The following is a 22,976-nucleotide window of genomic DNA, read 5'->3' as shown; positions in this document are numbered from 1 at the left end:
GAAACAGCAATGTCCGAAAATATTCAACAAAAGATAGAAAAGCTTCGTAAAGAGCTTCACCAGCATAATGAGAATTATTATTTACTGGATGAACCTACCATTTCAGATTTTGAATTCGATCTGCTGCTGAAAGAGCTTCAGGATCTTGAAGCCCAGTATCCGGAGTTTCATGACGATAATTCGCCTACTGTACGGGTAGGAGGAGGAATCACAAAAGTTTTTCCGACCATTCAGCATAAATTCAGAATGTATTCTCTGGACAATTCCTATGATTCTGATGATCTTGAGGACTGGGAAAAACGGATTATCAAAACCATTGATGATCCCGTAGAATTTGTTGCTGAATTAAAATATGACGGTGCATCCATTTCAATTCTTTATGAAAACGGAAAGCTCGTACAGGCCGTCACCCGTGGGGACGGATTTCAGGGAGATGAAATTACGGCCAATGTCCGTACCATTTCCGATATTCCATTAACTTTAAAAGGCGATTTTCCTACTCATTTTTTTATGCGTGGTGAGATTTATCTGACCAGAAAAAACTTTGATAAAATCAATAAGCTTCGGGAAGAAGAAGGCCTGGATCCGTTTATGAACCCCAGAAATACCGCAAGCGGAAGCTTAAAGATGCAGGATAGCGGCGAGGTAAGGAAACGCGGACTTTCGTCTGTTCTGTACCAATATATTTCAGAAGAAGTACCCGCGGAAACCCATTGGGAGCTGCTTCAGAAAGCCAACAACTGGGGATTCAAAATTTCACAGCAGGCCAAACTTTGCAGCACAATGGATGAGGTAAAGGAATTCATTAACTTCTGGGACACAGAACGCCATCATCTTCCTTTTGAGATTGACGGTATTGTATTGAAAGTGAATTCCCTTAAGCAGCAACGTCAGCTTGGATATACCGCAAAGTCCCCACGCTGGGCAATGGCTTATAAATTTAAAGCTGAAAAAGTAGAAACCGACCTTCAGAGCGTTTCTTACCAGGTAGGAAGAACCGGAGCCATTACCCCTGTTGCCAACCTGAAACCCGTACTATTGGCAGGAACCATTGTAAAAAGAGCCTCCCTTCATAATGAAGATATTATTAAGAAACTGGACCTCCATGAGCATGATTCTGTGTATGTGGAAAAAGGAGGTGAAATTATCCCGAAAATTGTAGGCATCAATACGGAAAAAAGAACTCCCGAAAGCAAAGAAATTGAATACATCAAACACTGTCCTGAATGTGGTACCGAACTGGTAAAAATAGAAGATCAGGCCATTCATTTCTGTCCGAATGAATTGCATTGTCCGCCCCAGGTAGTCGGAAGAATGATCCACTATGTTTCCCGGAAAGCGCTGAATATTGAAAATCTCGGAAGCGAAACAATCGAGCAGCTATACAGGGAACGACTGATTGAAAACCCTGCAGATTTCTATGTTTTAACAAAAGAGCAGCTTCTTCCATTAGAAAGAATGGCGGAAAAATCAGCACAAAACATTATCTCAGGAATCGAAAAATCCAAAGAAATTGCATTTGAAAAAGTGCTTTACGGAATAGGAATCAAACATGTTGGAGAAACCGTTGCCAAGAAGCTGGTTAAAAATTTTCCTACGATTGAAGAACTGAAAAATGCCACAGTAGAAGAGCTTTGCCAGGTAGAAGATATCGGAACTAAAATCGCTGTAAGCATTGTCGACTTCTTTGCTAATTCCGAGAATGTTTTAATGATCGAAAGACTAAAATCTTATGGAGTTCAGCTTGAAAAAGGAGAAAGCACCAATGAGGTTTTATCGAATGTTTTAGAGGGAAAAACGTTTCTCTTTACCGGAAAATTATCTTTATTTACAAGAGAATCAGCCGAAGAAATGGTAGAAAAACACGGCGGGAAAAATATTTCTGCGGTTTCAAAAAACCTGAATTACCTGATTGTAGGTGAAAAAGCAGGCAGCAAGCTGAAAAAAGCGCAGGATATCGGAACCATTGAAATTCTTGATGAGCAGCAATTCCTGGACCTGATTCAAAAACAGTAAAAAATTCAGGTAATTATATCTCAGCATTTTATTGTAATTTTATTCCAAGTAAATTAAAAAATGGAGTTTTTACAGGACCATTCTATACAAAATGAACTGCTGCTGATATTTATTTCTGTACTTCTTGGGATTTTAATAGGTGCAGAACGAGAATACCGGAACAAATCGGCAGGGCTGCGTACTTTTATTCTGGTATGTTTCGGATCCTGTTTGTTTACCATTCTTTCCATAAAAATCGGTGTGGAAAATCCGGACCGCCTTGCCGCCAATATTATTACCGGAATAGGATTTCTGGGAGCAGGCGTTATTTTTAAGGGAGATAATAAAATTGATGGAATCACCACTGCAACTACGATCTGGGCAACTGCATCGATAGGAATGGCAGTAGGCTCAGGATATGTTTACCTGTCACTTCTGGGAACTGTTCTTGTATTACTGATTTTAAGCTCTCTTAACTATCTTCAAAACTTCATTGATAATAATCATAAAATCAGGGAATATAAAATTTCCGTTTCAGATTCGGAATATATTGAACACTGCGAAGACCTGTTCAGGCAACACCATTTAAAGTATCTGATGATGAGGCAGCAATATACTGAGGGAAACCTGGCTACCATATGGAGGCTGACAGGAAAAAACAACCATCATGAAAACCTCATTAAAAGCCTGATGGATGATAAAAAAATAATTGCTTATCAGTTTTAGAAAAAACAAAAAAATAAAGGCCGCTGGCCTTTATTTTTTCTTGAAAACATATAAATCTTTGTTGGGGCCATCAATAGGTTTACCACTAAGATCCAGCTGGGTGAGTGTATTTTCGCCCACTTTGTATTTATAATTTGCATTCTTTCCTTTCAGAGTGATTACGCTTCCTGTGTTATCCCATTCAAAGCTTCCTTTATCTTCATTTTTAGATTTTCTTTCCAGGTATTCTTCGGTAATACTGAAAGTCTTGTCTTTATTTAAAGTCAAAGTCGTTTTTATTCCCGGGCAGTCAGCACAAGGCACTACTGCTTCATAAATCCCATCCCAGTCCAAAGAATTCTGAGAATTATGGGCTTTATCTTCAACTATCGTGGAAGTAGTATCCATCGGAGTTTGAATTGCCACAGGATCAGTTTTCGGATTGGGAATTACTTCCTGAGGTTTTTCTTTAGGTGAGCAGGAAGACAGAAAAGCCATTGCTGCAATTCCTAAAATTTGAATTGAATGTTTCATATTGAATAATTAAATGGGTTGGGTTTTAGAAAACAAAAATTAAGCCAGTGGATGGGTGGTTAAGAGTTGAGAGAGGCTGGAAGACAGAAGAAGGGAGCCGGAAGTTAAAGTACTGTATCGATTATAATCTGACATCATCCAACTTTAAACACTAACTTTAAACTATGAATTCTCGACTTCATACTTTCGACCAATCCACCCAAATTTCTCCATCAATCATTAAATTTTTCTTCGTAAATTGGGCAAAATTTTGATTATGACAAAAAAGATACTTTTATCTGTATTTCTTTTGCCGGCTGCGATGGCGTTTGCACAGCAATATGGAGGAATGTGGATCCCTACAGAGCTCAATGAAAAGGAAATGAAAGACCTGGGCATGAAAATCTCTGCAAAAGACATCTTCAACCCTCAAAAAGCAAGCATAAAAGATGCTGTAGTACAATTCAACGGTGGCTGTACTGCCGAAATCATTTCACCGAAAGGTTTGGTATTAACCAATCACCACTGCGGTTTCGGGCAGATCCAGGCCCATTCAACGGTTGAAAATGACCTTTTATCCAATGGATTCTGGGCTAAAAACATGGAACAGGAACTTCCGAACCCAGGCGTAACAGTAGATTTTATTGCAGATATCAAAGAGGTTAGTAATCAAATTTTAGAAGGAACAGACAACCTTACGGAGCCTGAACTTTCAAAAAAGATCAACAACAATATTGAAATCTATAAAAATACACAGAAAATTGAGCCATATCAGACGATTTCCGTAAAATCAATGTACTATGGAAACAAGTATTACGCTTATACGATCGAAACCTATAAAGACGTACGTTTAGTGGGTGCACCACCGCAAAGCATCGGGAAATTCGGAAGCGATACGGATAACTGGGTCTGGCCAAGGCATACCGGGGATTTTTCTATGTTCAGAATTTATGCAGATAAAAACAATAAGCCTGCAGAATATTCCAAAGATAATATCCCGTATGTACCGAAGCACTATCTTCCGGTTTCCGTAAAAGATAAAAATGAAAATGATTTCACTTTTGTATTCGGGTTCCCGGGAAGAACTACAGAATATCTTCCTGCCATCGCTGTGGAAAAGATCATGAAGGAAATTGATCCTGCAAGAATCGCTGTACGCGACGTCGCTTTAAAAACTTTAGACGAAAGAATGCGTGCAGACGACGCCACACGTATTAAATATGCATCAAAATATGCGTCGGTTGCCAATTACTGGAAAAAATGGATCGGCGAGGTAGAAGGCCTTAAAAAATCGAATGCCGTTGAGAAAAAAGTAATGTATGAAGGTTCTCTGGTATCTAAAAACCCTGAAATTAAAACTACTTTAGACCAGCTCAACAAGCTTTATAACGACCAGGCTCCTTTTGCATTAAACAACGCCTATTATTCAGAAGTGATCAGAAATGCAGAAACCCTGATGCTGGCCAATCTTTATTCCAACTACATCACTGCTGTAGAAGCAGGAAGAATGGATGAAAAAGGCACAACTGCTTTTAAAAACAGATTAACTTCTTTCTATAAAGACTACAGTGCAGAACTGGATGCTAAAGTAACAGCTAAATTGCTGGCTTTGTACGCTAATAAAACAGCAGCACAATTCTTGCCTGCAGGATTTGATAAATACAAAAATGAAGCGCAGAACATCCAGACGATAGAAGAAATCTCTAAAAATTCCATCATCACAGGAAGAGCTGCCGTAAACGGGGCTTCTCTGAGCACAGATGTTGATAAAGCATTCTCTAATCAGGATAAATTAATCAAAACATTGAAAAAAGATCCTGTTTATCAGCTATTCACTAATATCAAGGAAACGTATATGAAAACTGCCGACCCTCAGTTTACATCGATTCAGACAAAAATTGATGCATTGCAGAAAACCTTCATGGCTCAGCAGATGGCAACGGATAAAGACAGAAAATTCTTCCCGGATGCCAACTCCACGCTTCGGGTAACCTACGGAAAAGTAAAAGGATCGAGCCCTAGAGATGCTGTTTCTTATGACTATCAAACGCATTTGGCTGGTGTTATAGAAAAATATGTACCCGGAGATTATGAATTTGATGTTCCTAAAAAGCTGATTGATCTGTACAACAAAAAAGACTACGGACTCTATAAGGATAAAACAGGTGACGTTCCTGTAGGATTTACAGCAACCAACCATACAACGGGAGGAAACTCCGGAAGCCCGGCTCTTGACGCCTACGGGAACCTGGTAGGATTAAACTTCGACAGACAATGGGAAGGCACCATGAGTGACATCAATTACGACCCGCGTTTCAGCAGAAATATTATGGTAGATACAAAATACATCCTTTTTATCATCGATAAATTTGCCGATTCTAAATGGCTGATCGATGAAATGAAAGTAGTGAAGTAATTTCCTTAACGTTAAACTTTTAGAATCTATTTAAATAATCATCTGAAAATTTAAATAGATTCTTTTTTATTAAAACAATGAAAGACAGTATCATCAGCTTACTAGCGGCATTTGAAGGAGAAAACATTGAAAAGTCTTTCCCTTTAGACTATTGCCTGCCTGTCTATCATTGTGTTTCCAGTGAAGATCTGCCTCACCTCAACCGCATCATCCTGTATAAAAATATAAAGCAGTTTGAAGAAGACCTGGATTATCTTTTACAGCATTTCCAGTTTGTAGATTGGGATGAATTTAAAGAATATAGTAAGGGAAATTTTAAAGCCCGGAAAAAAATTGCATTACTCACTTTTGATGATGGACTAAGGGAATTTTATGATATTATCACCCCTGTTTTAGAGAGAAAAGGGATTTATGCCATCAACTTTATCAATCCTTCCTTCATCGGCAATAAAGATCTGATGTTCCGCTGCAAGGCAAGCCTGATTTTCAATGCTGTTGAAACTGCGAAAATTTTACCCCCGGAAATAAGGACAATCCTTCAGACCGATTATCTTTCAAAAGAAAACATTCAACAAAGGATATTAAAAATCAGCTATCATCAACGGGAAATTCTTGATCAGATTGCAGAAAAGCTTGAACTCAGTTTTACAGCTTTTTTAAAGGAGCAACAACCTTATTTAAGCTTTGAGCAATTAAAAAGCCTGGCTAAAAAGGGGTTCGGAATTTCTTCTCACAGCTGGGATCATCCGCTTTATCATGAGCTGAGTTTAGCTGAGCAACTTGAAGCCACAGAAAAAAGTTTTGATTATTTAAAGGAAAATAATTTTCTTTATGAAAGTTTTGCCTTCCCTTTCACAGATTTTGGAGTAAAAAAAGCTTTTTTTGATCAGCTTTTTAAAAATAGAGACTTCATCTGCAGCTTTGGCAGTGCCGGAATAAAACTTGACAGTGTTACCAGAAACTTTCACAGAATCCCAATGGAAACGGGTGAGAATGCAGAAAAAATTATAAAAAAAGAAATTGCTTATTTCAGATTAAAGAAATTGCTCAGTAAAAATACCATTACAAGGAAATGATACATTTGAAAACATTGAACAAACAGCAACTTTCAGAATTTGTATCATCCGGTGAGTTCAGAAAGTACGATTTTCTGCCCATTACAGAGCACAGGGCAAAATCACATATAGCCAATCCCAAGGCTACTGATGAGCAGACATTGCTTATTCTGGCTTTTGATGATGAGCGGCTTGCAGGTTATCTGGGCTGTTTTCCCGATCATTTTAAAATTGATGGGATCCGGCTTAATTATGCATGGCTGAGTACCTTATACATCGGTGACCAGTTCCGGGGAAAAAGGATCGCGCAGGCACTTCTCAGCAAAGCATTTGAAGCATATGACGGAAATATCGCCCTTACGGAATTCACCAAAGAAGCTGAAAGTCTGTACAATAAAGTAGGTGTTTTCCAGTACATTCAGCCTAAGACCGGGAAAAGGTATTATTTCCGGACTGACTTTCAAACTATAATTCCCACCAAAAAACCTGATACAAAATCTTTAAAGCCTCTTTTTGGAATTGCGGATGGAATGATCAATTCACTGATTTCTTTAAAAAACAGCTTTAAGAATCAACCTGATTTCAAATTTGAGGTTATCGGTAAAATAGATTCGGAAAGTGCCGGTTTCATTTCAAAATTTCAAAGCAACCGGAATGCTGATGAGATTAATTCCCTTATAGAAAACCCGTGGGTTTTGGAACGTGAAACGGAAGACGAAAAATACATGTTTTCAAGCTATGCAAAGGTTTTTCGGTACTTCTGGGTGAAAATTTATGATGAAAATAACACTTTAATTACCTGCTCGCTTTTGCTTTTACGCGATGGGCATCTGAAAGTTTCTTACCTGTTCACTGATTCAGATTTAAGCCGGTTTATTCAGTTTTTAAGCTATTTCATCATTAAAAATAAAGTCAAGATATTAACGAGTTATCAGGCTGAGCTTAATAAAAAAATTGAAGAGACCAAAGGCTTTCCTAAAATTCATGAACGAGATCTTGAAAGAAGGTATCTGCTTCACCAACAGCTCCTCAAAAATCTTTCTGAAAACTTTAATCCTAATTTCCAGGATGGTGACGGGGATTGTGTCATGACCTAAAAAAAGCATCCAGTGATGCTTTTTTTATTTAAAATATTGAAGGTTTATTTTAAAAACCACCGATAAGAACCGGAGCCACTTCGGTTATTCTTTTAGGTTCTTCTTTCGGTACAACAGGGGTATTCCCGTCTCCTCCTACAATAGCTTTCATATTTTTGCTGTTCAGAACTGTAAATTGTTTCTTGTTTTCTGTGATTTTTTTCATAATTAATATTGTTTTAAAATTTAATATACTAATATAAACAAAATCCGCTGTAAAACATTAGCAATGTGATTAATGCCCAAAAATATCTTTTAGATCCAGTTCTTTAAAGGCTCCCATCTGATGTACCGCATCCATATTGAGATTTTCTTTTTTCCCGATGATCGCAGTATTAAAACGGATCGGCTTTATTTTCGTCTGATAAAACAACTTCACATCCTCAAATTTAAGGTCCTGAATCTGCCGGTAAATATCTTTCCTGAAATCATAGGCAATACCTAATTTTTTCAGTTTTAGGGTATTGAAAAATATATTCGTTCTGGTAATTCTCGCCGAGGCAATTTGCTTCAAAGCTGCATTTTTTGCATTTTCAAACTGAATCGGTACTTCCGGGAGCTCATTCATCAGACCAGCCATTGTATCTACAGCAATCTGAAGTTTATCCGGCTGTGTCCCGATATAGGTAGTGACATAATCAGGATGCCCTAATTCTGAATTGGCAGCATAAGAAACATAGGCGGAATATGCTAAACTCTTACTTTCGCGGATCTCCTGGAAAACAATAGACGACAGGCCTCTTCCAAAATATTCGTTGAAAACATTGATCTTTCCAAAATTGTAAGTATCCACGTCATGCCCCTTTCCTACCTTACTCATTTCCATCTGTACCATATCATAATCTGTGAAGTAAACGTTTCCGTTGGTTTCAGGCTCAGGATATTTTTTAGGTTCCGGGATGTCCAGGTTGGCCTCTTCAATATATTGGTCGATATAGTTTTTAAAACGTTCAAAATCTTTTCCGTAGAAAAACAATTGATAAGGATATCTGAACAGTTGCTTCATCCTGTCTGCAAATACTTCCACTTTGCTGTTTTCAAGCTCATCTTTAGAAATAATATCGGTGAAGCGGGAAAAGCTGCCCAGTTTGGTATAGTTCGTTAGAGCCGTCATAATACGGTTTTTATCCTTTTTTACCGCTGCCCGGTTTTCAAGAACGGTATCTACAAACTGGCTGTAAATTTCCTGATCCGGTTTCACATGGTACATCCAGTGCTGAAGCAGTACTATCCCTTTCTCTATATTTTCTTCCAGTCCGCTTAATGAGATCAGAAGCTGATCGGCTGTGGTTTTAAAATCATTGCTTACCCCGATTTTAAAGAACTCTTTTTTCAGATCTTCCGGTGAATATTTTTCAGTTCCAAGATATTGGAGCACTTGTGTTGAAATCCCAAGATCCCTGTCATGATCACTTCCAAACGGAAAGATAAAATGTACCTGGGCAATTTCATTGTATTTATTTTTTACAAAGCTCAGCTTTTTGTCTTTAACTGTATCTGTTTTTATTTCTTTGTCATAATCAATAAATTCCGGTCGAATGTCATCTGTTTTTTCTTCTAAAATCTGTTTTAAAAATTCAGACTGGGCCTCACGGTTGATTTTAACAGGGGTAATTCCCGGATTATCAACTCTTAAAAGCTTATCATTAATCCCTTTTTCTTTATTGACCACCACATAATTGTCTCTGAAAAATTCATTGGCAAAATTTACAATATCCTGTTTGGTGAATGCTTCATACTGATCCATTTCATTCAGCTCCTCTTCCCAGGTTCTTCCTTTGATATAGGTATCGTAAAGATTTGTAGCAAGGCCTTCCGCTGTTTCCAGCCCCTTCAGCCGCTGAAGTTTAAAATCTTTGATGATTGCAGGCAGAATCCAATCAGGAAACTCCCCTTTTTTCACCAATTCAACTTCTTCTAAAACCATTTTTTTCGCTTCATCCAACGTCTGCGTTTCTTTCGGAACCGCAACTATTGAAAAGTATCCATACTGTTTTAATCCCACGGAAAAAGCCTGTGCCCAAAGCATTTTTTGAGTCTGGTTAATATGGAGATCCAATAATCCTGCTTCTCCCCTATTGCTCAGGATATTGGCTACAACATCTGCGAGCATGGCTTCTCTCGTTCCATAGCTTTCAGTTCTCCAGGCCAGCTGAACCCGTGGAGTTGTCGGGCTTTTCACCGTTCTTTCTATAATTCCGGTAATCGGCTGTTCAATAACCGGTGTTTTCTTCGGAAGCTCTCTGTAAGGAATTGCTCCAAAATACTGATCGATCAATGAGATTGTTTCTTCAAAATTCAGATCTCCTACCAGTACCATTGCATAATTATTGGGAACATAATATTCATCAAAATATTTATGAATTGCTTTCATAGAGGGATTCTTAAGATGTTCTGCTTTTCCCAGCGTGGTCTGTTGCCCGTTTGGATGAGTAGGAAATAAGGCATCCATCAGCTCATAGCTTACCAGTCTTGTATCATTATCCTGTGCCCTGTTGAATTCCTCATATACAGATTCCAGCTCAGTATGGAAAAGACGCAGCACAATTTCTGAAAATCTTTCTTTTTCTACTTTCAGCCATTTTTCAAGTTCATTATTCGGTATATTATTTTTATAAACCGTTTCATCAAACCAGGTATGGGCATTTGTTCCGGTAGCTCCCAATGAGGAAATTATTTTATCATACTCGTTCGCAATCGCATACTGGCTTGCTTCCTGAGAAATTTGATCTATTTTTTTATAAATTTCTTTCTTTTTACCGGCATCCGGTTCTGCTTTGTGCTGTTCGTACAATTCAGAAATCTGATCCAGTAAGGCTTTTTCTTTTTCACAGTTATGAGTCCCGATTTTTGAAGTTCCTTTAAACATCATATGCTCAAGATAATGCGCCAAACCTGTATTATCAGCAGGGTCATTATTACTTCCTGTTCTCACGGGAATAAAAGTCTGAATTTTCGGTGCATCAAAATTCTGCGCCAGAAAAACTTTAAGCCCGTTTTTCAGGGTATAAATTCTTACTTTATTTTCGTCGCGGGTGATGGTGATGTACTCGTAGTTGTTTGTATCTGTATGAATCGTCTCCTTATATCTTTTGTCAGTCATATGTAAGCTCATTTTCATTCTTTGCATCAGAATGTATTACAAATGTAAGGAATAACCTTCTAAATTTATTATTATTACGTCTATCGGGATGATTTATGGCAGAGGAAAGCAAAAAAGCCAAAGGGCTAAAAGGCAAAATCGCAAAACTGTAAAAATCCGTCAGAGGGATAATTTTCAATCTTGTTTTATTATTATAATCTGCTAATCGCAAAAATTTGGCTTTATTCGGATAACTTTGTCATACTTTAATAGCTTTACTTTAGCATTTTAACGATTTTACAGTTTTTCGATTTTGCCTTATCCCTAAATAAAAAATCAACAACTATCGTTTTGTATCTGGAAGTTTGTTTAAGTTTGCATTAGTTTTCCAAAAATTTACATCATGCACGGAAACATTCTGATCATCGATGACGAGATCAAGCTCCTGAAATTATTAGGAATGATTCTTTCCCAAGAAGATTTTAACGTAAAAGAAGCATCTACAGCGCGTTCAGCAATAACAATGCTTGAGCAATATGATTTTGACATCGTATTAAGTGACGTACGCCTTCCGGATGCCTTCGGGGTTGAGCTCGTGAAATCCATAAAAACCAAATACCCATCTCTGGAAATCATTTTAATGACTGCTTTCGGGAATATTACCGATGCCGTTCAGGCAATGAAAAACGGTGCTTACGATTACCTCGTGAAAGGCGATGACAATGAGAAGATCATTCCTTTGGTATATAAAGCTATGGAAAAAGTAAAGGACAATAAATCTAAAATCGTTCAGAAAAGCTCTGCCTTAAAAGGATTTAATCAGATTATCGGAAATGCGCCTTTAATTCTCCAGGCTAAAAAATTAGCAGAAAAAGTTGCTATGACCGATGCAACAGTCCTTCTTACCGGAGAAACCGGGACCGGAAAAGAAGTTTTCGCCAATGCGATTCATGAAGGAAGTGAAAGAAAGAAAAATAATTTTGTTGCAATCAACTGTTCTGCATTCAGTAAGGAAATTCTTGAAAGTGAACTTTTCGGGCATAAACAGGGAGCTTTTACCGGAGCTGTAAAAGATAAAAAGGGACTGATAGAGGAAGCTAACGCCGGGACTTTATTTTTGGATGAAATCGGGGAAATGCCCATCGAACTTCAGGCTAAATTACTCCGTGTTCTGGAAACAAAGGAATTTATCAAAATGGGGGAAACAAAAGTTTCAAAATCAGATTTCAGGCTGATAGCTGCTACCAACAGGAATCTGGAGGATGAAATAAAAGAAGGCCACTTCAGGGAAGACCTCTATTTCCGGTTAAATGTCTTTGAAATCAACCTGCCTCCACTTCGTGAAAGGAAAGAAGATTTAAAAATGCTGACCAAAAACTTCATCGATACTTTTTCACACAAGCTGCATCTGACAGCAGTTCAGGTTTCTCCCGATTATTATAAAACATTGGAAAAAAACGAGTGGAAAGGGAATATCCGCGAGCTGAGAAATACCATAGAAAGAAGTTTAATCTTAATGAATGGAAACACTTTAGATGCAGAAAGCCTTCCCCATTATTCAGAGAAAACGGGGGTGGAAAAAGATTCCTTAAGTATAAAATCTTTGGAAAAAGAGCATATCCAGAAAGTCCTGCAATACACGAAAGGAAATAAAGCTGAAGCAGCAAGACTGCTGGAAATCGGTATCGCCACACTCTACCGCAAGCTGGAGGAATATAATTTGAGATAAAAATCTTAACCCATTTTTATTAACCACAGATTTGATTTCGCCGAACTTACGTTTTACAAATTGACACAGATGTTTGTCTAAAATGTATACCACACGAACTCTAAGTCAACATTTGACTTTTATTAATACTATACTTAGATTCTTTAAGGATACAAACCTTGTGGATTAAAAGCTTATAGGTTTTAAAAACCTATAAGCTTTAATTTCTACAAACAAGCTTAAAAACACGGGTGAAATAAATTGATACAGATGCAGTTGTGTATACATTATGCGACACTAAATTCTAAAATTAGTATTCCGGAATAGTATCAGAATGTTAAATACTAATTTCTAACTCCTATCCTCTAGCTTTTCATCCTATCATTTTAATAACACACCTATCAAAATGATAGGCTTTTTTATTTTCCGGCACGACTCTCAAAACCCACAACAAACTACTATCAAAGCACTTACAATGAAAAACATCCGAATGGACCTTTATTTGGCATCAATGGTTTAGAATAAAATATTTAAAAATGACAATTTCAAGAAAAACGTTCAAAAAACGGGAGCAGTCAAAATTAAGTTTGCTGATTGTATCGTATGTAATCTTTACCCTTTTAACCTTAATCGTAATAATATGATGCTTATAAGTTTGATCCTGCTGGCTGCAGTAATGTTCTGGCTTTTGTATAAATCAGTTGAATTTTTTGATAAAATATAAAAATTATGTGGAGCTTATTTTTTCTCTCAATGTTTGCCTTTGTGTATATCTGCTATGTTTTAATAAAACCTGAAAAATTTTAATCAATCATGAATACCGAAATTACAGGCATCATAGCGATGTTTCTCATCACATTAGTTCCGGCTATATTTTTAGGTAAATATATCGCTAATGTGTATGGTTATAAAAAGACTTTTCTGGATGGAATCTTCCAGCCTGTTGAAAAATTAATTTTTAAAATTTCAGGGATCGATCCTAACCGCCAGATGAACTGGAAGCAAAATATGTTTGCTATGCTGACAATCAATTTGGTCTGGGGTATCATTGCTTTCTTTATATTGCTGAATCAGTCCTGGTTACCCCTGAATCCTGATGGCAATCCCAATATGTCACCGGACCTGGCTTTTAATACGGCGATCTCATTTTTAGTTAATTGTAATCTTCAGCACTATTCGGGTGAAACCGGAGTCAGTTATTTAAGTCAGTTGTACTTAATGTTTCTCCAGTTTGTAACGGCTGCAACCGGAATGGCTGCAATGGCAGTACTCTTTAAAGCATTTAAAGACAAAACAACTACTGAACTGGGAAATTTCTATGATTTTTTCACCAGATCCATCACGAGAGTACTCATTCCTATAAGTATTGTTGTTGCGTTTATCCTTGCTGCCAACGGAACTCCCATGACTTTCGAAGGAAAAGACCATATCACTACCCTGGAAGGACAGAAAATTGATGTTTCCAGAGGTCCGGCTGCCGCTTTTGTAGCGATTAAACATTTAGGAACCAATGGTGGTGGTTTTTTCGGAGCCAATTCCGCACACCCTCTTGAAAACCCGAACTATCTTACCAATATGACGGAAATGGTTGCCCAGATGATCATTCCTTTCGCTTTGGTTTTTGCTTTGGGATTTTATTTAAAGAAGAGAAAGCTTTCATGGATTATTTTCTCTGTAATGACGATAGGTTTTTTAGCTCTTGCCATTCCAAATATCATTAATGAGATGAATGGAAATCCACTGATTACCCAGATGGGAGCCGATCATCTTCTGGGAGCCATGGAAGGCAAAGAAATCCGTTTCGGAAGTGCTGCTTCAGGATACTGGAGTATTGCAACAACTGTAATTTCTACGGGTTCTGTAAATGCCATGCACGACAGCACAATGCCGCTTTCAGGAATGAATCAGCTTCTGGCCATGATGATCAACTGCTTCTACGGAGGCTGTGGTGTCGGAATCCTGAACTACTTTATATTTATTATTCTTGCAGTATTCATCAGTGGCCTGATGGTAGGAAGAACGCCTGAGTTTATGGGTAAAAAGATTGAAGCCAAAGAAATGAAAATTGCAATGATTGTTGCTTTGTTCCATCCTTTTTTAATTCTTGTGGGAACGGCCTTAACAGCTTATCTCCCTGATTTTGGAGCTAAAACCCTGAATAATCCGGGCTTCCACGGATTCAGTGAAATGCTTTATGAATTCACCTCTTCATCAGCCAATAACGGTTCCGGATTTGAAGGATTAGGAGACAATACCCCGTGGTGGAACATTTCTACAGGAATTGTATTGCTTTTATCAAGATTTATCCCCATTATCGGACCTATTGCCATTGCCGGTTTGCTGGCACAGAAAAAGTATATTCCGGAAAGTGCGGGAACATTAAAAACAGATACGGTAACTTTTGGATTCATGACCCTGGCCGTAATCCTGCTTATTGCTGCATTATCTTTCTTCCCTGCCCTTACACTCGGGCCAATTGCAGAACAGATTCAATATTTCTCTAAATAACATTTAAATCATTTAAGGATTTAAACATTAAACTCATTTAAAAATGAAAAATCAATCACAGACATTATTTCAAAAAGATTTGGTCAACGAAGCTGTTAAACAGTCTTTCGTAAAGCTGAATCCGAAAATTATGTTTAAAAACCCTGTCATGTTTCTTGTTGAAATCGGGACAGTTGTCATGCTGCTCGTGAGTCTGTTCAGTTTAACAGGTGACAAGACACAAGGCAGTTTTTCCTATAATTTTTTAGTATTCATCATATTATTTTTCACCGTTTTATTTGCCAATTTTGCCGAAGCCATCGCCGAAGCAAGAGGAAAAGCCCAGGCAGATACCTTAAGAAAAACACGTGAAGAAACCCCGGCCAAATTAATCATTGAAAATGCACAGGGATTCCAGGTTGAGACCACTTTAAAAATGTCTGCCGAAATGAAGCTCGGTGATATTTTTCTTTGTGAAGCCGGCGACCAGATTCCAATGGACGGCGAAATTATAGAAGGCCTGGCAACAATTGATGAATCTGCCATCACCGGAGAAAGTGCCCCTGTAATCAGAGAGGCAGGTGGAGATAAAAGTTCTGTAACCGGGGGTACAAAAGTACTTTCAGACAGAATTAAAGTGAAGGTAACCACAAAACCCGGAGAATCCTTTTTAGATAAGATGATCGCCCTTGTAGAAGGGGCATCAAGACAGAAAACCCCTAATGAAATCGCATTAACGATACTTTTGGCAGGATTTACCCTCACCTTCATTATCGTTACAGTTACTTTAAAACCTTTTGCAGATTATGCGCAAACCCCGATTACAATTGCGGCATTTATTTCACTTTTCGTTTGTTTGATCCCGACAACCATCGGAGGTTTGCTGTCTGCAATCGGAATTGCAGGGATGGACAGAGCCTTGAGGGCCAATGTGATCACCAAAAGCGGTAAAGCTGTGGAAACAGCGGGAGACATTGATGTTTTGTTACTTGATAAAACAGGAACAATTACCATCGGAAACCGTAAAGCAACACAATTTCATCCCTCAGATAATGTAGAAATGAATTATTTCATCAAAGCTTCTGCTCTCAGTTCGGTTGCTGATGAAACTCCGGAAGGAAAATCAATTATCGAATTAAGTCAGCTGAAACCTGAAGACTTACTTGTTCCTAATCCTTCTTATATTGATTTTACAGCTGAAACAAGAACTTCAGGAATTGATTTTGAAGAAACAAGAATCAGGAAGGGAGCCTATGACACCATTAAAAAGCTAACTGAAAAGGCAGGAAATACCTTTCCAAAAGAAACTGAAGAGGCTGTAAAAACAATTGCAGAGAATGGGGGAACACCACTCGTGGTCTCATTAAACGAAAAAGTTCTGGGTGTCATTGAGCTTCAGGATATTATTAAAACCGGAATCCAGGAACGCTTTCAACGCCTTAGAAAAATGGGAGTAAAAACAGTAATGGTAACCGGAGACAATCCTTTAACTGCGAAATTTATTGCAGAAAAGGCCGGAGTCGATGATTTTATTGCTGAGGCCAAGCCTGAGGATAAAATGAATTACATCAAAAAAGAACAGCAGGAAGGAAAGCTTGTCGCTATGATGGGAGACGGAACCAATGACGCCCCGGCCCTTGCCCAGGCAGATGTGGGCGTAGCCATGAACAGCGGAACCCAGGCAGCAAAAGAAGCGGGAAATATGGTTGATCTGGATAATGACCCTACAAAACTGATTGAAATTGTAGAGATCGGAAAACAATTGCTGATGACCCGTGGAACCTTGACCACTTTCAGTATAGCCAATGATTTTGCTAAATATTTCGCCATCATTCCGGCCTTGTTTATTACCTTTATTCCTGCGCTGCAGAAGCTCAATATTATGAATCTTCACAGCCCTGAAACCGCTATTTTATCTGCAATTATTTTCAATGCAATTATTATTCCTATCCTGATTCCGTTAGCATTGAAAGGTGTTGCTTATAAGCCGATCGGAGCCAGTGCATTATTAAGAAGAAATCTTTTGATCTACGGTTTGGGAGGTATTATTGCACCATTCATCGGAATAAAGATCATCGATTTATTCATCAGTCTATTCTTTTAAATTAAAAAAAATGAAAAATTATATTTCATCAGCATTCAGACTTACAATTGTAATGCTGGTCATAGTAGGAGTTTATTCTATTTTTGTATATGCCGGATCAAAAGTACTTCCGAATCATGGAAAAGGAGAGATCATTACGCATAACGGGCAGAAGTTTTACGCCAATGTCGGACAGGATTTTAAATCTGCAAAATATTTTCACGGACGGCCTTCAGCTGTTGACTACAATGCGGCAGGAAGTGCGGGAAGCAATAAAGGGCCAAGCAATAAAGAATATCTGGAAACCGTACAGAAGAGAATGGATACTTTAAAAATGCAAAATCCGGAAATGAGCCATGTGAAAGTTCCTGTAGAACTGATTACAGCCAGCGGAAGCGGCCTGGACCCCGATATTTCCCAGGAAGGCGCCCTGTACCAGGTAAAAAGAATTGCAAAAGAGAGAAATATTTCAGAAACAGCCCTTGAAAATTTAATTAAAGCCAATGTAAGCTCACCTCTTATGGGTCTTTTTGGTCCTTCAAAGGTGAATGTACTAAAACTTAACATTGCTTTAGACCAATTAAAATAACTTTTAAAATCATCATGAAAAAATACATTATTGCAGGTGTGATATTCGCATCTTTTATATCAAAAGCTCAAACCGGTGATTCTTTGCAGACAGAAAAAAAGCTGACTTTTTCCGCCTATGCAGAATTATTTTATACTTACGATTTTAATGAGCCTGCCAATCATCTTCGTCAAAACTTTTTATATTCATACAACAGGCATAATGAATTAAACCTTAATCTGGGTCTTGTAAAAGCGGCCTATCAAACTGAAAATCTTCGCGCCAATATCGCCTTAATGGGTGGAACTTACGCCCAGGATAATATGGCAGCAGAACAGAATGCTCTCCGCTACATCAATGAAGCCAATATCGGAATTAAAATTTCCAAAAGCAAAAACCTGTGGATTGATGCAGGAATAATGCCTTCCCACATCGGCTGGGAAAGTGCCATTGGAAAAGATAACATTAACCTTACAAGAAGTTTTGCCGCGGAAAACTCGCCTTATTTTGAAACCGGAGCTAAAATTTCTTATACTTCAGACAATGGAAAATGGTTTTTGAGCGGATTGGTTTTAAACGGATGGCAGCGCATTGCAAAGCCGGAGGGCAATCAGACCATTTCTTTCGGGCACCAGATAACGTATAAACCTACTGAAAAAATTACATTGAACAGCAGCTCATTTATTGGAAATGATAAGGCAAAAGATGAAAAGCGGATGCGTTATTTCCATGATCTGTACGGAAGTTTTCAGCTGACGGATCAGTTCTCTGCCGTTCTGGGTTTCGACATCGGAGCCGAACAGAAATTAAAGGGAAGCGATCAATACAGCATCTGGTATTCCCCGAATATTCTCATGAAATATCAGATCAATCCCAAATGGGCTTTAGCCGGCAGAGCTGAGTATTATAATGATAAAAATGGAGTTATCATCAATACGGGAACACCAAACGGCTTTCAGACCTTTGGATATTCCCTGAATGTAGATTATGCTATTCTGAAAAATGTAGTATTCCGTACAGAAGCAAGGGGCTTTACGTCTAAAGATGCCATATTTGCGAAAAATGACGAACTTAAACAAGGAAATTTTTTCATTGCAACAAGTCTTGCTGCCTGGTTTTAATAAGGAAATTTAAGCTGAAATTTTGTTCCTTCTATGCTGCAGCAAAAAATAAAACTAAAAAGAATAAAGCCAATGTCATCCGCAAAACATTTTTTAGAACTCATTCAAAAATCCCGGAAAGGGAAATTTAAAATCTATATCGGGATGAGTGCCGGCGTGGGAAAAACTTTCCGTATGCTTCAGGAAGCCCACGCCCTATTGCGAAACGGCATTGATGTAAAAATAGGATATATAGAAACCCATGGAAGAGAGGAAACCCAGGAACTTGTAGAAGGTATTCCCTATATTTCAAGAAGATCGGTTTTTTATAAAGGAAAAAATCTTGAAGAAATGGATCTTCAGTCAATCATCAATGAGCATCCGGAAGTGGTTCTGGTGGATGAATTGGCCCACACCAATGTAGAAGGTTCAAAAAATAAAAAAAGATGGCAGGACGTTCTTGAAATTCTGGACAACGGGATCAATGTAATCAGCGCTATGAACATCCAGCATATTGAAAGTCTGAATGAAGAAGTAAAAAAAATCACGGGGGTTGAAGTTTCGGAACGCGTCCCTGATAAAATCCTTGCCCTGGCTGATGAGGTAGTCAATATTGATTTAACAGCTGATGAACTTTTGACAAGACTGAAAGAGGGAAAAATTTATAAAAAAGAAAAAATTCAGACCGCTTTAAATAATTTTTTCCAAAGCGGGCATATTTTACAGCTCCGTGAACTGGCACTGAAGGAAGTGGCCACCCATGTTGAAAGAAAAGTGGAAACTGAGATTAAAACTGAAAATTTTAAGCCTATAAAATTCCTTGCGTGTATCAGCAGCAATGAGAAAATCGCTAAAAATATCATACGGAAAACAGCCCGTCTAGCGAGCTATTATAACAGTCCATGGACGGTTTTGTATATTCAGAGGCCTGCTGAAAATCCTGAAAAAATAGCCCTGGATAAGCAGCGATATTTGATTAATAATTTTAATTTAGCACAGGAATTAGGGGCAAAAGTAATCCGTATAAAAGAAAACAGTGTTCACAAAGGTATTCTTGACTATGTGATCCAACATAATATCACAACAGTCTGTATAGGAAAACCCCATCCGAAATTCTGGCAGAGACTTTCCGGCTACAGTTGGATTTATACCCTGATGAACCGCTTGAATGAAAGGCAGATTGACATTATTATTTTATCTTAAAAGTAATGAAACTTAAAACGAAACTCACTTTAGGCGTAGGTCTATTATTCATCCTGATCGTTTTACTATCGGTCATAGGGTCTGTCTATATCAATAAGCTTAAATCGGATACCGAAAAGATTCTTATTGCCAACTACAACAGCCTGGAGTTTTCTCAAAATATGATTCTGGCCCTGGATAAAATCAATACAGACAGTGCTATTGCCATTAAAAATTTTCAGAAAAACAATATTCTACAGGAAAAAAACCTTACCGAATTCGGTGAAAAAGAAGCAACACAAAACCTGAACCTTCATTTTAAAAGCTATTTAAAGGAACGTACCTATGAAAAAGAAAAGCTGATCCGCGAAGACCTTGTGAAAATTATGGCTTTGAATATGAAAGGTATCGAGCGTAAAAGTGATATTGCCATCATCACTGCTGAGAACGCGACATTCTGGATTGTAAGCCTGGGTACTATTTGTTTCCTGATTGCTTTTGTTCTTCTTTTTAATTTACCGCAAACCATTGCAGAGCCTATTAATCAGCTTACCTTCAGTATCAAACAGATTGCCAACAAAAACTATAATGAAAGAGTACATTTCAAAGGAAGCGAAGAGTTTAATGATCTCGCCAACTCTTTCAATATTATGGCAGAAAAGCTTCAGGAATATGAAAGCAGCACGCTCTCTACGCAACTGATGGATAAAAAACGGATTGAAACGCTTGTCAACAATATGCACGACGCTGTGATCGGACTTGATGAAAATCATTTCATCTACATGATCAATGATGAAGCCTTAAAAATCACTAATCTCCGTAAAGAAGAAATTATCGGAAAAACGGCTCATGAAGTGGCTGTCAATAATGATCTTATGCGGGAGCTTCTTAAAAATATTGAACATCCTGTTAATGACCCGATAAAGATTGTTTCGGATCATAAAGAGAATTATTTTGAACAGGAAATAGTGCCTATCAATATTGTAAAAACAGGTGAAAAAGAAAAAAAATACATCGGGAAAGTAATCCTTCTCCGGAATATCACCCCTTTCAAAGAGCTTGATTTTGCAAAAACCAATTTTATTGCCACCATTTCCCATGAGTTGAAAACACCGATTGCCGCTATTAAAATGGGCGTTCAATTATTGGGAAATCAAAAATTCGGAGAGCTGAATGCCCAACAGCAGGAACTTCTGAAAAGCATTAATGAAGATGGGCAGCGGCTACTGGATATTACTGGGGAGCTCCTGAATCTTTCGCAAGTGGAAACCGGAAATATCCGGCTTCAAATTGAAGGCTGTGCGCCGAAAGAAATCGTTCAGACCGCTGTTAAAAATGTTGAAAAGCTGGCTGAGCAGAAAAACATTTCCATTACTACCCAATACCTGCTGGAAGACAGTGATTTTATTTCAGCAGATTTTGATAAAACGGTCTGGGTAATGAATAATTTCCTGAGTAACGCCATCAAACATTCTTTTCAGGATGAAAGCATTGAAATTGTAGTGGAAAAATCAGGTGCATCAGTTCAGTTCAGCATCACAGATACCGGAAGCGGAATTGATGAGAAATACCACCGCCAGATCTTTGAACGTTATTTTCAGGTGCCGGGAGAGCACCAGAACGGTACTGGTCTGGGCTTGGCTATTTCCAAGAACTTTATTGAAAAGCAGCATGGCGAAATCGGAGTAAAAAGTGCGCCAAACCAGGGAAGTACTTTTTATTTCAGGCTGCCTTTGGTCTAAATTTAAGTTTTCAGAATAAGTTTTCATAATTTTGAATTTTAACAATATTCAAATAATCACCATGAAAAACATCTGTACTTTCATTTTATTTTTATTACTGTTTCAAAATTATAGCGCCCAGAGCTCAGACTCTGATTTTTACAGTAAAGATTTTAAATGGACCATAAAAATCCCGGAAGGTTTTGAGAAAGTAAATAATGAAGAATGGGCTAAAATGCAGGGCAAAGGCGAAGATGCTCTTGAAAAAACCAGTGGTCAGAAAGTAATCAATCAGGCAAAAATAATTTTTGTAGTCAAATCCAGTAACTTTAATTATCTGGAAGCTAATTACCAGCCATTTGACCCATCAGTTGACGGTAATTATGAAGAAACAAATAAAGCTGTAAATGACGTTCTGTATCAGACGTTTAAAGATAATATGCCCGGATCTAAAATTGATACTGTATCTACTAAGGAAAAAATAAACAATTTACTTTTTTACAAATATGTTACCAAGATAACCATGCCTAATAACATGGTCATGGAATTACAGATGTACAGCAGACTGTTTGATAAGAAAGAATTTACAATCAATATTATGTTTATGGACCCTAAAAAAGGGGAAGAAATGATCAATGCCTGGAAAGCATCGAAGTTTAATTAACTTCAGAAGTTAATTTTATAATTCTGAGTAATGAATATAATCCCAAAAACAATTCCCAACCCTGTTTTAAGGTTAAAAATAATATAGCCCATCCTAAAAATATTAAAGCAATTTTATAATGATAAATTTATTTTCACTTTGCATATCAAAGTACTTTTAAACAATATAAATCGTTAATCATTTAAAACACAACAGCATGATATTAGAAATCAACATTAAATCTTTAATCAGAAAAGCCGTTTTTGGAGCTTTAATTGGTTTAGCCATTATCTCATTTTTTGTTTTCACCACAGACCATCCGAAGCCTGAATGGGGAAAATTCTGGATGATCAGGCCTCTTATCATTACTCCTTTAGCCGGGGCTTTCGGAGGGTTTATTCTTTATTCGCCTGAATTATTAAACTTAAGAAGCAAATGGAAGAAAGCCGGAATAACAGTTTTAACCATTATCGGTTTTATTATTTCTTTATGGCTGGGAATTGTTTTGGGGCTGGATGGAACTTTATGGAATTAATTAAAATAACTGAATTATAATTGCAACAGCGAAAGAAAATTATTTCA

Annotated in this window: 17 protein-coding genes; 14 read left to right on the top strand and 3 right to left on the bottom strand. The window is 37.7% G+C overall.

The window, feature by feature from the left end; genetic code table 11:
- The first annotated feature begins 9 nt into the window (after positions 1-9).
- Positions 10-2,016, top strand: coding sequence for an NAD-dependent DNA ligase LigA (gene ligA / locus PMI13_RS04865; RefSeq protein WP_007841261.1), 2,007 nt, complete (start codon positions 10-12; stop codon positions 2,014-2,016).
- Between the two features lie 60 nt (positions 2,017-2,076).
- On the top strand, positions 2,077-2,721 hold the full coding sequence (locus PMI13_RS04860) for an MgtC/SapB family protein (RefSeq protein ID WP_007841256.1): 645 nt from the start codon (positions 2,077-2,079) through the stop codon (positions 2,719-2,721).
- 30 nt (positions 2,722-2,751) lie between these two features.
- Here PMI13_RS04860 and PMI13_RS04855 read toward each other — a convergent pair whose 3' ends face one another.
- Positions 2,752-3,234: a copper resistance protein NlpE gene (locus PMI13_RS04855; protein WP_007841251.1), complete on the bottom strand. Its 483-nt coding sequence runs from the start codon at positions 3,232-3,234 to the stop codon at positions 2,752-2,754.
- Between the two features lie 256 nt (positions 3,235-3,490).
- Here PMI13_RS04855 and PMI13_RS04850 point away from each other — a divergent pair, with 256 nt between their 5' ends.
- From PMI13_RS04850 to PMI13_RS04840, 3 genes are all read left to right on the top strand, one after another.
- A complete protein-coding gene (locus PMI13_RS04850; protein WP_007841249.1) occupies positions 3,491-5,629 on the top strand; it encodes a S46 family peptidase in 2,139 nt (712 codons plus the stop codon).
- A gap of 77 nt (positions 5,630-5,706) precedes the next feature.
- Positions 5,707-6,705, top strand: a complete 999-nt coding sequence (locus PMI13_RS04845; protein ID WP_007841247.1) for a polysaccharide deacetylase family protein — start codon at positions 5,707-5,709, stop codon at positions 6,703-6,705.
- Positions 6,702-7,781 carry a GNAT family N-acetyltransferase gene (locus tag PMI13_RS04840; protein ID WP_007841245.1) on the top strand — a complete coding sequence of 360 codons (1,080 nt, stop codon included), beginning with the start codon at positions 6,702-6,704 and terminating at the stop codon, positions 7,779-7,781. The genes PMI13_RS04845 and PMI13_RS04840 overlap by 4 nt, the downstream gene beginning before the upstream one ends.
- 49 nt (positions 7,782-7,830) lie before the next feature.
- On the opposite strand, the gene PMI13_RS21080 is transcribed toward PMI13_RS04840, so the two are convergent.
- Together PMI13_RS21080 and PMI13_RS04835 are read right to left on the bottom strand one after the other, a co-directional pair.
- A complete protein-coding gene (locus tag PMI13_RS21080) occupies positions 7,831-7,986 on the bottom strand; it encodes a hypothetical protein (RefSeq protein ID WP_007841243.1) in 156 nt (51 codons plus the stop codon).
- Between the two features lie 69 nt (positions 7,987-8,055).
- Positions 8,056-10,923: a M16 family metallopeptidase gene (locus PMI13_RS04835; RefSeq protein ID WP_051957018.1), complete on the bottom strand. Its 2,868-nt coding sequence runs from the start codon at positions 10,921-10,923 to the stop codon at positions 8,056-8,058.
- Between the two features lie 382 nt (positions 10,924-11,305).
- Here PMI13_RS04835 and PMI13_RS04830 point away from each other — a divergent pair, with 382 nt between their 5' ends.
- From PMI13_RS04830 to PMI13_RS04790, 9 genes are all read left to right on the top strand, one after another.
- Complete coding sequence (locus PMI13_RS04830) at positions 11,306-12,631, top strand: sigma-54-dependent transcriptional regulator (protein ID WP_007841241.1); 1,326 nt, start codon at positions 11,306-11,308, stop codon at positions 12,629-12,631.
- Between the two features lie 792 nt (positions 12,632-13,423).
- Positions 13,424-15,118, top strand: coding sequence for a potassium-transporting ATPase subunit KdpA (kdpA, locus tag PMI13_RS04825; RefSeq protein WP_007841240.1), 1,695 nt, complete (start codon positions 13,424-13,426; stop codon positions 15,116-15,118).
- A gap of 43 nt (positions 15,119-15,161) precedes the next feature.
- A complete protein-coding gene (gene kdpB / locus PMI13_RS04820; protein WP_007841239.1) occupies positions 15,162-17,201 on the top strand; it encodes a potassium-transporting ATPase subunit KdpB in 2,040 nt (679 codons plus the stop codon).
- Positions 17,202-17,211: 10 nt separating this feature from the next.
- Complete coding sequence (kdpC, locus tag PMI13_RS04815; RefSeq protein WP_007841238.1) at positions 17,212-17,769, top strand: potassium-transporting ATPase subunit KdpC; 558 nt, start codon at positions 17,212-17,214, stop codon at positions 17,767-17,769.
- Positions 17,770-17,783: 14 nt separating this feature from the next.
- Positions 17,784-18,869, top strand: a complete 1,086-nt coding sequence (locus PMI13_RS04810) for a porin (RefSeq protein WP_007841237.1) — start codon at positions 17,784-17,786, stop codon at positions 18,867-18,869.
- 72 nt (positions 18,870-18,941) lie between these two features.
- Positions 18,942-20,051 (top strand): osmosensitive K+ channel His kinase, encoded by a 1,110-nt coding sequence (locus PMI13_RS04805; RefSeq protein WP_007841236.1) that lies wholly within the window; start codon positions 18,942-18,944, stop codon positions 20,049-20,051.
- Between the two features lie 5 nt (positions 20,052-20,056).
- On the top strand, positions 20,057-21,772 hold the full coding sequence (locus PMI13_RS04800; RefSeq protein ID WP_007841235.1) for an ATP-binding protein: 1,716 nt from the start codon (positions 20,057-20,059) through the stop codon (positions 21,770-21,772).
- 61 nt (positions 21,773-21,833) lie between these two features.
- Positions 21,834-22,415 carry a hypothetical protein gene (locus tag PMI13_RS04795; RefSeq protein ID WP_007841234.1) on the top strand — a complete coding sequence of 194 codons (582 nt, stop codon included), beginning with the start codon at positions 21,834-21,836 and terminating at the stop codon, positions 22,413-22,415.
- Positions 22,416-22,611: 196 nt separating this feature from the next.
- Positions 22,612-22,929: a hypothetical protein gene (locus tag PMI13_RS04790; RefSeq protein ID WP_007841232.1), complete on the top strand. Its 318-nt coding sequence runs from the start codon at positions 22,612-22,614 to the stop codon at positions 22,927-22,929.
- The last annotated feature ends 47 nt before the right edge of the window (positions 22,930-22,976 follow it).

It is taken from the genome of Chryseobacterium populi, assembly GCF_000282115.1.
Classification (GTDB): Bacteria; Bacteroidota; Bacteroidia; order Flavobacteriales; family Weeksellaceae; genus Chryseobacterium; species Chryseobacterium populi.
The sequence above is the reverse complement of the archived record's forward strand: the minus strand, read 5'-3'. Positions and strand labels throughout refer to the sequence as shown.

Coding starts and splice junctions, on each gene's coding strand:
- ligA (WP_007841261.1), top strand. CDS start 10: ATGTCCGAAAATATTCAACAAAAGATAGAAAAGCTTCGTAAAGAGCTT.
- PMI13_RS04860 (WP_007841256.1), top strand. CDS start 2,077: ATGGAGTTTTTACAGGACCATTCTATACAAAATGAACTGCTGCTGATA.
- PMI13_RS04855 (WP_007841251.1), bottom strand. CDS start 3,234: ATGAAACATTCAATTCAAATTTTAGGAATTGCAGCAATGGCTTTTCTG.
- PMI13_RS04850 (WP_007841249.1), top strand. CDS start 3,491: ATGACAAAAAAGATACTTTTATCTGTATTTCTTTTGCCGGCTGCGATG.
- PMI13_RS04845 (WP_007841247.1), top strand. CDS start 5,707: ATGAAAGACAGTATCATCAGCTTACTAGCGGCATTTGAAGGAGAAAAC.
- PMI13_RS04840 (WP_007841245.1), top strand. CDS start 6,702: ATGATACATTTGAAAACATTGAACAAACAGCAACTTTCAGAATTTGTA.
- PMI13_RS21080 (WP_007841243.1), bottom strand. CDS start 7,986: ATGAAAAAAATCACAGAAAACAAGAAACAATTTACAGTTCTGAACAGC.
- PMI13_RS04835 (WP_051957018.1), bottom strand. CDS start 10,923: ATGACTGACAAAAGATATAAGGAGACGATTCATACAGATACAAACAAC.
- PMI13_RS04830 (WP_007841241.1), top strand. CDS start 11,306: ATGCACGGAAACATTCTGATCATCGATGACGAGATCAAGCTCCTGAAA.
- kdpA (WP_007841240.1), top strand. CDS start 13,424: ATGAATACCGAAATTACAGGCATCATAGCGATGTTTCTCATCACATTA.
- kdpB (WP_007841239.1), top strand. CDS start 15,162: ATGAAAAATCAATCACAGACATTATTTCAAAAAGATTTGGTCAACGAA.
- kdpC (WP_007841238.1), top strand. CDS start 17,212: ATGAAAAATTATATTTCATCAGCATTCAGACTTACAATTGTAATGCTG.
- PMI13_RS04810 (WP_007841237.1), top strand. CDS start 17,784: ATGAAAAAATACATTATTGCAGGTGTGATATTCGCATCTTTTATATCA.
- PMI13_RS04805 (WP_007841236.1), top strand. CDS start 18,942: ATGTCATCCGCAAAACATTTTTTAGAACTCATTCAAAAATCCCGGAAA.
- PMI13_RS04800 (WP_007841235.1), top strand. CDS start 20,057: ATGAAACTTAAAACGAAACTCACTTTAGGCGTAGGTCTATTATTCATC.
- PMI13_RS04795 (WP_007841234.1), top strand. CDS start 21,834: ATGAAAAACATCTGTACTTTCATTTTATTTTTATTACTGTTTCAAAAT.
- PMI13_RS04790 (WP_007841232.1), top strand. CDS start 22,612: ATGATATTAGAAATCAACATTAAATCTTTAATCAGAAAAGCCGTTTTT.